We start from the raw sequence: 12,506 nt of genomic DNA, 5'->3' as shown, positions 1-12,506 counted from the left end.
CCGGCCGGACTTTTTTCGGGTCAGCTTGCGGTCGCTTGTGCGTATGCCGTCGGCGGGACCCCGACCGTCGCTGTGAAGTCCCGGACCAGATGGGCCTGGTCGGCGTAGCCGAGGTCGGCGGCGAGGGTGGCCCAGTCGACCTCGCTGCGGGTGCCGGCGAGCTCGAGCGCTTCGTGGATGCGGTAGCGGAGGATGACCCACTTCGGGCTCACGCCGACGTAGGCGGAGAAGAGGCGTTGCAGCGCCCGTACCGAGAGTCCCGCTGTGCGGGCGAAGTCGTCGACGCGGCGGACGGTGCGGTCGTCGTGGACGCGGTCGACGAGGGCCGTGGCGAGGTCGGCCTGCGGGTCGGGTTCGGCCGGGGCGAGGGAGAGGAGGAAGGCGTCGAGTGCGGCGACGCGGGCCTCGTCGGTGGCGGGGGCCACGACCTCGCGGGCGGTGTCCGCAGTGATCTGCGGGAACACGTCCTGGGCGGCGAGCGTCTCGCCCGTCCAGTGGGACACCGGGTGCTCGGGGGCGTACGGCCGGAAGCCGCCGGGGCGGAACTTCACCCCGCAGACGCGGCCCCGGCCGGTGAGCTTCCTGGTGTAGAGGCCGCCGGGGATGCCCGTCAGCTCGGCGTAGGGCGACGCCTCGTCCTGCTGGAAGGTGAGGTGGACGGAGGGGTGCGGGACGACGTGGGAGGCGTAGGGCTCGGGCAGGTCCCAGTCGATGAACCAGTAGCGCTCGATGTACCGGCGCAGGGGCTCGGCGGGCTCGTGGCGGCGGAACCGCACCCGGGTCAGCAGCCCGGCCGGGTCGACGATCCCGCGGGTGTCGCGGCGGGGGGCGGGCATGAGGGGATCGTACGTCCGGGTCGGGCGTCGCGTTTCTTCAAGAAGGGCGGGCGGCGGTCTTCGTACGGTCGGGGCATGGAGACGAACGCGGCGAAGAAGACGTACGGCATCGGCGAGCTGCTGGGGATGGCCCGGGAACGGGCGGTTCCGGTGTTCCGGGGGATTCCGGACGCGGCTCTCGGGGCTGCCACGCCCTGTGCGGAGTACGACGTGAAGGCGCTGGTCAACCATGTCTTCCAGGTGATCGTGCAGTTCCAGCGGCTGGCCGTGAAGGAGCCGTCGGACTTCGGCGAGGCCACCCCGGACCGGGTGGCGGAGGGCCCTGACTGGCGGGAGCGGCTCGCGCGGGAGACAGACCGGCTGGTGTCGGCCTGGTCCGCGCCCGGCGCCGAGGACGGCACGACCGGGGCGATGGACATGCCGGCGCGGCTGGTCGGCTCGATGGCGCTGCTCGATCTGACCGTGCATGTGTGGGACCTCGCACGGGCGACGGGACAGGAGTACGGGCCTGCCGACTCGGCGGTCGTGGCGGAGCTGACGGCCGCGGTGGCTCAACTGGCGCCCACGGCCAGGAAGATGGGGATGTTCCGGGACCCGGTGCCGGTGCCCGAGGACGCTTCGGCCTTCGAGCGGCTGCTGGCGGGGACGGGGCGGGATCCGGGCTGGGGGTGAGGGGCGGGGCGGGGCGGGGCGGCGTTCGGGCGGGTGCGGGCCGGTGGGGGCTGGTCGCGCAGTTCCCCGCGCCCCTGGGGAGTTGCAGTCACCCACGCCACGACGAACCGTTCGCCACCTCGCGCGCCCCGGCGGGATGGGGTCGGTGGGGCCGCAGGGCTAGGGCGTCGGGTCGTGCTCGGGCCGTGGGTGCTCTTTGGGAATAGGGCCGAGTGGGGTGTCGTTCTCCGGGTACGCAGTTATAGTTGAACGGTAAACAACCTGGAGGGTGAGCGACCATGCAGTTCGGGATCTTCAGCGTCGGCGATGTCACGCCGGACCCGACGACCGGCCGTACGCCGAGCGAGCGCGAGCGGATCAAGGCCATGGTTGCGATCGCACTGAAGGCCGAGGAGGTCGGGCTCGACGTCTTCGCGACCGGCGAGCACCACAACCCGCCGTTCGTGCCGTCGTCGCCGACCACCATGCTCGGGTACATCGCCGCGCAGACCGAGAGGCTGATCCTCTCCACCTCGACCACGCTGATCACCACGAACGACCCGGTGAAGATCGCCGAGGACTTCGCGATGCTCCAGCACCTGGCCGACGGCCGGGTCGACCTCATGATGGGCCGCGGGAACACCGGGCCGGTCTACCCCTGGTTCGGGCAGGACATCCGGGAGGGCATCAACCTCGCCATCGAGAACTACGCCCTGCTGCGCCGGCTGTGGCGCGAGGACGTCGTGAACTGGGAGGGGAAGTTCCGGACGCCGTTGCAGGGGTTCACCTCCACGCCCCGGCCGCTGGACGGCGTCGCGCCGTTCGTCTGGCACGGCTCGATCCGCTCCCCGGAGATCGCCGAGCAGGCCGCCTACTACGGCGACGGGTTCTTCCACAACAACATCTTCTGGCCCGCCGACCATACGAAGCGGATGGTCGAGCTGTACCGGGCCCGGTATGCCCACTACGGGCATGGGACGGCGGAGCAGGCGATCGTCGGGCTCGGCGGTCAGGTGTTCATGCGCCGCAACTCCCAGGACGCCGTGAAGGAGTTCCGGCCCTACTTCGACGTCGCACCGGTGTACGGGCACGGGCCCTCCCTGGAGGACTTCACCGACCAGACCCCGCTGACCGTGGGCTCCCCGGAACAGGTCATCGAGAAGACGCTGAAGTTCCGCGAGTACGCCGGGGACTACCAGCGCCAGCTGTTCCTCCTCGACCACGCCGGACTGCCCCTGAAGACCGTCCTGGAGCAGATCGACCTGCTCGGCGAGGAGGTCGTGCCGGTGCTGCGCAAGGAGTTCGCGGCAGGGCGGCCCGCCGACGTCCCGGAGGCTCCCACCCACGCGTCCCTGCTGGCCGCAGAGCAGAACAAGGAGGTCGTCGCATGAAGCTCGTCGTCGTGTCCGCGGGGCTGAGCGTCCCGTCGTCCACCCGCCTGCTGGGAGACCGGCTGGCCGCGGCCGTGGGCCGCGCGGCCGAGGTGGACGTGCAGGTCGTGGAGTTGCGGGAACTCGCCGTGGAGATCGCGCAGAACTTCACGAACGGCTTTCCGGGGCGGGCGCTGGCCGCCGCGCAGGAGGCGGTGGCCGGGGCCGACGGGCTGATCGTGGTGACCCCGGTGTTCTCGGCGTCGTACAGCGGACTCTTCAAGTCGTTCTTCGACGTGCTCGACCCGGAGGCCCTGGAGGGCAAGCCGGTGCTGATCGCGGCGACCGGTGGCTCGGCCCGGCATTCGCTGGTGCTGGAGCACGCGCTGCGGCCGCTCTTCGCCTACCTGAAGGCCGTCGTCGTGCCGACCGGCGTCTACGCCGCGTCGGAGGACTGGGGTGCCGAGGGGCTGGACGGGCGGATCGAGCGGGCGGCGGGGGAGCTGGCCGCGCTGATGGCGGGACTGTCGGTCGGGCGCGGACCGCGTGCGGCCCGGGCCGACTCGTTCTCGGCGGTGGTGCCGTTCGAGGAGCAGCTCGCCGCGTTGCGTCCCACGGGGTGAGAGGGCAGTAAGAAGGGCACGAGGTGAGCAGCTCATCACGTCGTACGACTCGGTGGGACGGCACACTGAGGGTGTGCCCCAAAATGTGCTGCTCGCCGAAGACGACCGCGCCATCCGTCACGCCCTGGAGCGCGCCCTGACCCTGGAGGGCTACCAGGTCACCGCGGTCGCCGACGGCGTCGAGGCGCTGGCGCAGGCCCACAAGACGCCGCCGGACGTGCTCGTCCTCGACGTGATGATGCCCGGGATCGACGGGCTCCAGGTCTGCCGGGTGCTGCGCGCCGAGGGCGACCGGACGCCGATCCTCATGCTGACGGCGCTCGTGGAGACCCAGGACCGGATCGCCGGTCTGGACGCGGGCGCCGACGACTATGTGGTCAAGCCGTTCGACGTCGAGGAGGTCTTCGCCCGGCTGAGGGCCTTGCTGCGGCGGACCAGCCCGGACGGGATGGCCCCGGTCGGCGCCGCTCCCCGGGCCGTGGTGCCCGAACCGCCCGAGGGGCGGATCGAGGCGGCCGGACTGCGCATGGACATCCAGGCACGGCGGGCCTGGCGGGGGACGCGCGAGCTGGAGCTGACCCGTACCGAGTTCGAGCTGCTCGAACTGCTCGTGCGGAACGCGGGCATCGTGCTTGATCATTCGACGATCTACGATCGCATCTGGGGCTACGACTTCGGGCCCGGCTCCAAGAACCTCGCCGTCTACGTCGGCTATCTGCGCCGCAAGCTCGACGAGCCCGGCGCCCCGCAGCTGATCCACACGGTGCGCGGCGTGGGTTACGTGCTCCGGGAGGACTGAGTGGGGCGGCTGGCTCGGCTGTGGGCCCGGCCGCGGCCCCGGCTGCTGTCCCTGCGGACCACGTTCGCGGTGTCCTTCGCCGCGGTGACGGCCGCGGTGACCGTGCTGGTCGGTGTGCTGTCCTACAGCGCCGCCGCGCGGCTGGTGCGGGTGGACCAGGAGTCCGTGTTCGACCAGGTCGTGCAGGACCTCCGCGACGAGGTGAGCCAGCACCGGATGACACCGGAGGACTTCTCGTCCTCGGCGCCCGGGCACGACCTGGTGCGGCCCGCCCGTACGGATGTGCAGGTGCTGGGGCCCACCGGGGCGGTCGCCGACCCCGGGCGGCCCGGGCTGCCGGTGATCTCCGGTGACCGGCGGGTCGCGGCCGCCGGTGCGGCCGGGCGGATGGTCCTGCACAAGGAGATCTCGGTCGGCAGCGATGTGTACCGGATCGCCACCGTCTCGCTGGGCGGCGGGCGGGGCGCCGTGCAGGTCGCCCAGGAGTTCAGTGACACCGAGGATCTGTTGCGGGCGCTTCAGCAGCGGACGTTTCTGCTCATGGTGGCGGTCGTGGTGGGCGCCGGGTTGTTCGGGTGGTGGCTGGCCCGGCGGATCACCCGGCGGCTGGTGATCCTCACGTCCGCCGCGGAGGACGTGGCCCGGACTCGGCGGCTGGGGATCGAGGTGCCGGTCACCGGTTATGACGAGGTGGGGCGGCTGGGGCGGGCCTTCGACCGGATGCTGGGGCGGCTCGCGCAGTCGGAGGAGGATCAGCGGCGGCTGGTGCAGGACGCGGGGCACGAGCTTCGGACGCCGCTCACGTCGTTGCGTACGAACATCTCGCTGCTCCGGCGGATCGATGAGCTGCCGCCCGCCACGCGCGACGAGCTGGTCGCCGATCTGTCCCAGGAGGCACGGGAGTTGACCGATCTGGTCAACGAACTGGTCGACCTCGCGGCCGGGCAGTCGGACAACGAGCCGCCGCAGCGGGTGGACCTCGCCGATGTCGCGGAGGAGGTGGCGGGGCTGGCCCGGCGGCGGAACGGGCGGGAGGTCGTGGTGCACGCCAGCGGGTCGACGGTGACGGACGGGCGGCCGGGGATGCTGCAGCGGGCCCTGTCGAACCTGGTCGAGAACGCGGCGAAGTTCGACCGGGACGGTACCGCTCCGATCGAGATCTCCGTGTCCGGGTTCACGGTGGCCGGGCCGGTGCGGGTGGAGGTGCTGGACCGGGGGCCGGGGATCGCCGACGCCGATCTTGTGCGGGTGTTCGACCGGTTCTACCGGGCGGCGGACGCGCGGTCGTTGCCGGGGTCGGGCCTGGGGTTGTCGATCGTGCGGGAGGTGGCGTTGTCGCACGGGGGCGCGCCGTTCGCGTTTCCCCGGGAGGGGGGCGGGACGGTGATCGGGTTCACCGTGGGAGGGGATGCCTCCGGCGGTTGAGCGGGTTCGGGTGCGGGTTCGGTGGGGGCGGGCGTTGTGCGCAGTTCCCCGCGCCCCTGGATGCCTGCGGCGCAGCTGCGGCCTCGGTGGGGGCGGGTGTAGCGCGTGCGGTTCGGTGGGTGGGTCGGGGCCGGGGTGGGGGTGTCCGTCCTGGCCACGGGCAACTGCGCGACCAGCCACAACGGCACCCGCACCCGCACGACAACCCGACCCGGCACCCCCTTAGGCGTCCTGCCCAAGCCCAGCGCAGCGCAGTGGTGTCGTTTCCAGAGTTGCTCGGGCCGCCTCCAGTGCCGGGTGGGTCTGTTCCGCGACCCGGTGGAAGGTTTCCTGGGCGGTGCGGGCCGGCCAGGCCGGGGGGAGGTGGCGGGCCGGGAGTCTCGGGTCCGTGCGGATGGTCCGGAGCCACTCGCTGACCAGGCGCAGTCGGGTGCCGATGGGGTCGTCGTCGGCGCCGTTGCCCAGGTGGGCGCTCCAGCGCTTGTCGAAGGTGACATAGCGGGCGGCGATGGACTCCAGGTCCCAGGTCTCGCGGATCATCCGCTCGATGTCGGTCACCTCCGAGGCCTGGGCGTGGAAGATCTTGACGTGGGCCGTGAGGCCGAGCTCGGTGACCACCGCGGAGACGTCCACGTGGCCGGGGGCGATCCACAGGCCGCTGTACAGGGCCCCGAATCCCGACCAGGTGAGCCGTGAGCGCAGGTCGTGGCGCTGGCGTTTCCAGGAGTCGGGCAGGGAGAAGCCGAGCAGGGTCCAGGAGCCGTCCCAGTCGTCGTTGACGGCGCCCTGCTTCCAGATGCGGGTGCGGCCGTCGATCAGGACACGGGTGGCCTGCGGGGTCAGGCCGAAGAACATCTTGCGGCCCTCGCGCTGACGCTGGAGCAGGCCCCGGTTGACCATGCGGGTGAGGGTGGAGCGTACGGCCTGCTCGCCCACGCCCACGCGGCCCAGGACGTCGATGATGCTGCCCGAGTAGACGCCCAGGTCCCCCTCCTCCAGGACGTGGTTGCCGAAGAAGGTGAGCATGAGCGACTGCGGGCGCGGCTGCGGCCCGTCCGCGGTGTCCAGGATGTCGTCGTCCTCCACGGGGGCAAGGGTACGACCGCCCGCCGACGGTACGGCGGGCGGTCGTGGAAGGTCGCGGGAGGTCACCGGCGGTCGGCGGGGTGCGCGAGGTCGTACGGGCGGAGGTAGGGGGTGGGGCGGTACGAGACGTAGCGGGTGGGGGTGGTGGGGTCGGCCGCGGTGGCGCGGGCGTTGAGGGACGCCGGGTCGGTGCCCTGCCAGTGGCCGGTGGTCAGGCGGTCCTCCAGGGTGTGGAGGGCGGCCAGTTGTTCGGCGGTGCTGAAGGTGCAGTGGCCGGCGTTGTCGACGTAGGCCTGGCGCAGGAGAGGGCCGGAGCCGGCGGCCGTCACCGCGCGGCGCAGGGCACTCTCCGTCTGGACGGGGACCAGGGGGTCGCCGATGGTGTGGATGGAGAGCTGGGGCTTGGCCAGCTTGCCGGTGAAGCTGCTGGTGCTGCTCATCCACGACACGGCGTTCTGGTTCGCCTTGATGCGCGGGGCCCGGTTGAGGGCGGCGAGGTCCTTGGTCAGGGAGAGGCCCGCCTTCTTGTACAGCTCGGTGACCTCCTTGCGGACGGAGGACTTCCCGAGCAGACGGGCGTAGTCGATGCCGGTGTTCCAGGACATGTTGCCGCCCGCCCGGGCCTCGGCCTCCTGGCGCCGGTTGAAGGCGGCGATCTTCAGCAGGCCCTTGACGGCGTCGTACTGGTTGGCCTGCTGGGCGTCCCAGTCGGTCGCGGCGGGGCGGGTCTGGGTGGTCGCGTTCCAGACCGGGATGTTGTGGAGGGCGGCGGCGAGGGCGATACGGGCCCGGCCCTCGGTCGTCGACTGGGCGGAGTCGACCTTGGCGGTCAGCGTGTTCGCCGCGTCGGTGGCCGCCTGCTGGCTCGGGAGGTTCACCAGGGGGACGTCGGAGCCGAGGAGCGTCTTGAGGGCGAACACCGGGTCGAGGGTGTTGTTCCAATTGGCGACTCCGCCGTGGACCAGGCCGCACATGGAGAGCGAGCCGTCGATCGCGTCCGGGTGGCGCTCGGCTATCGCCGTGGTGACCAGGCCGCCGTACGACCGTCCCCAGGCGAGGGTGCGGGAGGCCTGCCCGAAGCGGGTGGTGAAGGCTTCGAGGGTGGCCATTTGGTCGGGGACCGCGTCGGTGACCGCCCAGCCGGTGGTGGCGTACGAGGAGCCGATGAGGGCGTAACCCTGCTGGAGGAGAAGGGTTTTGGTGGCGGCGTCGGGGGCGTCCTGGGCGGGGTTGGCGGGGCCGGCGTTGTAGCCGTGGCTGAAGAGGAGGACGGTGCCGTTCCAGGTGGTGGGGACGTCCATCATGTACGTGGCGCCGGAGGGGAGTTGGCCGTCCACGTGGGTGGGGCCCGCGTCGGCCGCCGTGGCCGCGGGTGCGGCGGTGAGGGTGAGCAGGAGGGCTGCCGTGCAGGCGATGCGGGTGCCGTGCTTCATGCGGTGATCTCCTCCGTGTGGGGGGTGGTGGGGAGTTCCGGGGTGGGTTCGTCGCCGAGTGAGGTACGGCTGGTCTCGCGGACGAACCACACCGTCAGCGCGGTGATCAGCGAGCCGCCGCACAGCAGGAGGGCGACCGGGGTGCCGTTGCCGCTGCTCGCGACCAGGCTTCCGGCGATCATCGGGGAGAAGCCGGCGCCGACCAGGGTGGCGCCCTGGTAGCCGAGCGAGGCGCCGGTGTAGCGGACCTTGGTGCCGAACATCTCGCTGAACAGGGCGCCCAGCGGGCCGTACATCAGCGACTGGGAGATGCCGTGGCCGATGACCACGGCCAGGATCAGGGCCCCCGACGACTTGGAGTCGACCAGCGCGAGGACGGGGAAGGCGGTGGCGGCGGACAGGATCGCGCCGGTGAGGACGACCGGGCGGCGGCCGATCCGGTCGGAGAGCATGGAGGCGCAGGGCAGTACGACCAGGGCGACCGCGGCGGAGACGGTGAGCGCGGTGAGCACCTGCGGGCGGGGGTAGCCGATGCCGGTGGCGTACGAGATCAGGTAACTGGTCAGCAGGGACTGCGCGGTGAAGGCGCCGATGCCGACACCGCAGGCCAGCAGTACCGGGCGCGGGCGGCGCAGGACGTCGAGGACGGGGAGCCTCGACTCGGCGCGGTCCTTCTTCACCTCGGCGAACAGCGGGCTCTCGACCACCTTGAGACGGACGAACAGGCCGACGCCGAGCAGCAGCACGCTCAGCAGGAACGGCACGCGCCAGCCCCAGGCCGCGAACTGGTCCTTGGGGAGGGTGGAGACCAGGGCGACGACGGCGGCGGAGATCAGGGAGCCGAGCGGGGCTCCCATCTGGGTGAAGCTCGACCACAGGCCGCGGCGGCGTTCGCCCGCGTGCTCCACGACCATCAGGGTCGCGCCGCCCCACTCACCGCCGATGGCGATGCCCTGGACCACGCGCAGGGTGATCAGCAGGACCGGCGCCCAGACGCCGATGGTGTCGTACGTGGGCAGCAGGCCGATGAGGAAGCTGGCGCCGCCCATCAGGCCCATGGTGAGCAGCAGCATGTTCTTGCGGCCGAGGCGGTCGCCGAAGTGCCCGAAGACGATGCCGCCGATCGGGCGGGCCACGTATCCGGCGGCGAAGGTGCCGAACGCGGCGATCGTGCCCACGGCGGGGTCGGCGCCGGGGAAGAACAGTTCGCCGAAGACCAGGGCGGCGACGGTGCCGTAGACGAGGAAGTCGTAGAACTCGACGGCGGTGCCGAGCAGTCCGGAGAGGGCGACTCGGCGGAGTTGGCGGGTGCGTTCTGCTGCGGTGGGGGACGGGGACATCGCGGTCTCCCTTGAGCGGGGGAAGGACACCGTGAAATTAGGCTGTCTGGTGACTGTCGTCAATAAAGTGCACAACATTGACAGGGAAGTGATGGGGGAGTGTGACGCGCATCACTGGAACCCGGTGATCCGTCCGGGCAGTTGAGTGCGTGACCACAGATATGCGAACCCGGATACGGGCCGGGGATCCGGACGCCTTCGCGGAGCTCTACGACCAGTGCGCCCGCTCGGTGTACAACCACGCCTTCCGGCTGACCGCCGACTGGTCCGTGGCCGAGGACGTCATGTCGGCGACGTTCATGGAGGCCTGGCGGCGCCGGACCTCGATCGAGGCCGACGGGGGCTCGCTGCGGCCCTGGCTCCTCGGCATCGCCACGAACGTCTCCCGGTCCCACTACCGCAGCAACCGCCGCTACCGGGCCGCGGCCGGCGCGGCGGCCGCGGCAGGGGTGGGCGAGGTCGCCGACCATGCCGAGGAGACCGCCGGGCGGCTCGACGACCGGCGCCGGATCGCCGCCACCCTGACCGCGCTCGGCTCCCTGAGACGCCCCGAACGCGAGGTCCTGGTGCTGTGCCTGTGGGAGGGGCTGGAGTACGCCGACGCCGCCCGCGCCCTCGGCATCCCCGTAGGCACCGTCCGCTCCCGGCTGTCCCGGGCGCGCGGCAGGCTGCGGAAGCTCGCCGAGGCCGAACTGGCCCAACCAGCACGAAAAAACAGGGAACTCACCCGAACAAACCGGCAGATAACAGGTGATCGCGACTACGTGATCCGGTCCGCACAGGAAGGAAACCGATGAACGCCAACCCCTCCCAGCCGCACCCGGCCGAGTGGACGGAGACCCAGGGTCTTCTGCCCTCCGTGGAGCGGGATCTGCCGGCGGGCCGCCACCAGTTCCACAAGGAGCAGATGATGGTCCAGATCCGCGAAGACCTCCGTACCACCGCTGCCGCCCCCGTACGCCGCAACCCGTTCCTGCGCCGGGCGGTCCTGCTGCCCGCGATGGCCTGCGCCCTGGCCGGCGCGGTCGTGGGCGGCCTCGCCCTGACCGGCGGCGATGACGCGAACACCTCCCTGGCCACCGGGCCCGCGCTGACGACCCGGATCGGTGCCGCCGACGCCCAGGGCGCCGACCGCCTGCTCGACCACATCTCCCTGGCCGCCGCCGACACCTCCGAAGCCGCCGTGCGCGACGACCAGTTCCTCTACATCGCGTCCAAGGTCGCCAGCACCTACCCGAAGACGGTCGACGACAAGACCACGGTGGTCAGCGAGAAGCTGCACTCCCGCCAGGTCTGGCAGTCCCCCGACGGCAGGAACGGCTGGCTGATCGAGCCGGGCAACACGAGCGAGGACGGCATCACCCTGGCCGGACCGAACCCGCTCAGCTCGGCCTACCACCGGCTCGCCCAGCTGCCCACCGAACCCGGGGCCCTGCTGCGGAAGATCTACCAGGAGTCGGACGCCAACCGGGACCCCGAAGTCCCCCGCGACCAGGCCGCCTTCGTCGCCATCGGCGACCTGCTGACCGAGAGCTACCCGCCCGCGAACCTCACCGCCGCGCTCTACAAGGCCGCCGCCGAGATCCCCGGCGTCGTCGCGGTGGACGACGCCGTCGACGCGGTTGGGCGCCACGGGGTTGCGATCGCGCGGCTCGACGAGCAGAGCGGGCAGCGCACGGAGTGGATCTTCGACAAGAAGACGTACGCGTTCCTCGGCGAGCGCAGTGTGCAGGTCGAACCGAGCGACACCTTCAAGAAGGGCACCGTGACGTTCACCGTCGCGATCACCGAGCGGGCGGTCGTCAACGAGATGAAGGAGGTGCCGGGGCAGGCGGGCTGACGGGTCAGGCCCGCTGCAATTCCGGAGCGGGCCGCTCGCCCGAGCCGCGCACGATCAGCCGGGTCGGCACGGTGATGGTCCGGGCCCGGCTGCGGTCGCCGTCGAGGCGGGACAGCGCCGTGGTCGCCGCCGTCCTGCCGATCTCCTCGGGGGCCTGGGCCACGACGGTCAGGGCAGGTTCGAGCGCCTCGGCGAGCGGGACGTCGTCGAAGGAGACGACGGCGACGTCCTTGCGTCTGCTGCGGGCGAGTTCGGCCACTATCCCGAGAGCGACGATGTTGTTGCCGGCGAACAGGGCCGTGGGGGGATCGGCCAGGCCGAGGAGCCGGGAGGTCGCGGCCGAAGCCCCTTGCTGGTCATGGGCGTTGGTGACCAGGGAACGGTCGTAGGGCAGGCCGGCCCGCTCAAGTGCATCGCGGTACCCCGCGAAGCGCTCACGGCGGGTGTAGAGCTTGACCGGCAGGTCGCCGACGAAGCCGATCCGCCGGTGGCCGTGGGCGATCAGGTGGGCGACACCGTCGTGGGCGCCGGTGCGGTTGGAGCTGACGACGCTGTCGGCGGCCAGGCCCACTCCGGGCCGGTCGATGAACACGACCGGCAGCCCCGTCGCGCGGTGGGTCTTGAGGTGGGAGTGGTCGGCGCCGACGGACGGCACGACCAGCAGGATGCTGACGCGGCGGGAGAGGAACTTGTCCGTCAGGGCGCGTTCCCGGTCCGGGTCGTCGGCCGAGGAGCCCATGAGCAGGGTCAGTCCGCGGTCGCGGACCGTGTCCTCGATACTGCGGGCCACCGCTCCGAAGAACGGGTTGCCGAGGTCGGGGACGACCAGACCGATGGTGGTGTCGGGCCCGCCGACGCGGATGTTGCGCGCCATGAGGTTCGGCTGGAAGCCGAGTTTGGCCACGGCGGCCAGCACTTGTTCCCTGGTCTCGGCCGACGCGGGCCCGTCCTCGTTGAGAACGCGGGAGACCGTCTTGGCGCTGACGCCCACTTCGCGGGCGACGTCGGCCAGGGTCGGGCGGCGGTTCGCTGCCATGGAGGAAACCGTCTCCTGTGCTCGTCGGGTTCCGGCCGCGGCCTCGGCCGGATGCCGTCGAGTGTCG

12 protein-coding genes are annotated in these 12,506 nt (G+C 71.6%); 7 read left to right on the top strand and 5 right to left on the bottom strand.

Going from position 1 to position 12,506, the window contains the following annotated elements; genetic code table 11:
- Window positions 1-20: 20 nt before the first annotated feature.
- Window positions 21-836: a helix-turn-helix domain-containing protein gene (locus tag RNB18_RS36855; RefSeq protein WP_311718437.1), complete on the bottom strand. Its 816-nt coding sequence runs from the start codon at window positions 834-836 to the stop codon at window positions 21-23.
- A gap of 75 nt (window positions 837-911) precedes the next feature.
- Between RNB18_RS36855 and RNB18_RS36850 the strand changes: the two genes are divergently transcribed.
- The 5 genes from RNB18_RS36850 to RNB18_RS36830 all read left to right on the top strand — a co-directional run bounded on the left by RNB18_RS36850 (window position 912) and on the right by RNB18_RS36830 (window position 5,704).
- Window positions 912-1,508, top strand: coding sequence for a TIGR03086 family metal-binding protein (locus RNB18_RS36850; protein ID WP_311718436.1), 597 nt, complete (start codon window positions 912-914; stop codon window positions 1,506-1,508).
- Window positions 1,509-1,786: 278 nt separating this feature from the next.
- Complete coding sequence (locus tag RNB18_RS36845; RefSeq protein WP_266515354.1) at window positions 1,787-2,878, top strand: LLM class flavin-dependent oxidoreductase; 1,092 nt, start codon at window positions 1,787-1,789, stop codon at window positions 2,876-2,878.
- The gene (locus RNB18_RS36840; protein WP_311718435.1) at window positions 2,875-3,480 is read left to right on the top strand and encodes an FMN reductase; all 606 of its coding nucleotides are present in this window, start codon (window positions 2,875-2,877) and stop codon (window positions 3,478-3,480) included. Before RNB18_RS36845 ends, RNB18_RS36840 begins: the two co-directional genes overlap by 4 nt.
- 73 nt (window positions 3,481-3,553) lie before the next feature.
- Entirely contained in the window at window positions 3,554-4,279 is a 726-nt protein-coding gene (locus RNB18_RS36835) for a response regulator transcription factor (protein WP_311718433.1), read from the top strand.
- Window positions 4,280-5,704: a sensor histidine kinase gene (locus RNB18_RS36830; protein ID WP_311718431.1), complete on the top strand. Its 1,425-nt coding sequence runs from the start codon at window positions 4,280-4,282 to the stop codon at window positions 5,702-5,704.
- A gap of 222 nt (window positions 5,705-5,926) precedes the next feature.
- Here RNB18_RS36830 and RNB18_RS36825 read toward each other — a convergent pair whose 3' ends face one another.
- The 3 genes from RNB18_RS36825 to RNB18_RS36815 form a co-directional block, all read right to left on the bottom strand.
- Window positions 5,927-6,790, bottom strand: coding sequence for a PaaX family transcriptional regulator (locus tag RNB18_RS36825; RefSeq protein WP_311718429.1), 864 nt, complete (start codon window positions 6,788-6,790; stop codon window positions 5,927-5,929).
- Between the two features lie 62 nt (window positions 6,791-6,852).
- A complete protein-coding gene (locus RNB18_RS36820; RefSeq protein WP_311718428.1) occupies window positions 6,853-8,223 on the bottom strand; it encodes an alpha/beta hydrolase family protein in 1,371 nt (456 codons plus the stop codon).
- Window positions 8,220-9,563 carry an MFS transporter gene (locus RNB18_RS36815; RefSeq protein ID WP_311718427.1) on the bottom strand — a complete coding sequence of 448 codons (1,344 nt, stop codon included), beginning with the start codon at window positions 9,561-9,563 and terminating at the stop codon, window positions 8,220-8,222. Before RNB18_RS36815 ends, RNB18_RS36820 begins: the two co-directional genes overlap by 4 nt.
- Window positions 9,564-9,712: 149 nt before the next feature.
- Between RNB18_RS36815 and RNB18_RS36810 the strand changes: the two genes are divergently transcribed.
- Together RNB18_RS36810 and RNB18_RS36805 are read left to right on the top strand one after the other, a co-directional pair.
- Complete coding sequence (locus RNB18_RS36810; RefSeq protein ID WP_311718426.1) at window positions 9,713-10,360, top strand: RNA polymerase sigma factor; 648 nt, start codon at window positions 9,713-9,715, stop codon at window positions 10,358-10,360.
- Window positions 10,357-11,403, top strand: a complete 1,047-nt coding sequence (locus tag RNB18_RS36805; protein WP_311718425.1) for a CU044_5270 family protein — start codon at window positions 10,357-10,359, stop codon at window positions 11,401-11,403. Before RNB18_RS36810 ends, RNB18_RS36805 begins: the two co-directional genes overlap by 4 nt.
- Before the next feature lie 4 nt (window positions 11,404-11,407).
- On the opposite strand, the gene RNB18_RS36800 is transcribed toward RNB18_RS36805, so the two are convergent.
- Window positions 11,408-12,439: a LacI family DNA-binding transcriptional regulator gene (locus tag RNB18_RS36800; protein ID WP_311718424.1), complete on the bottom strand. Its 1,032-nt coding sequence runs from the start codon at window positions 12,437-12,439 to the stop codon at window positions 11,408-11,410.
- Between the last annotated feature and the right edge of the window lie 67 nt (window positions 12,440-12,506).

The organism is Streptomyces doebereineriae (assembly GCF_031845645.1).
Lineage (GTDB): Bacteria > Actinomycetota > Actinomycetes > Streptomycetales > Streptomycetaceae > Streptomyces > Streptomyces canus.
The sequence above is the reverse complement of the archived record's forward strand: the minus strand, read 5'-3'. Positions and strand labels throughout refer to the sequence as shown.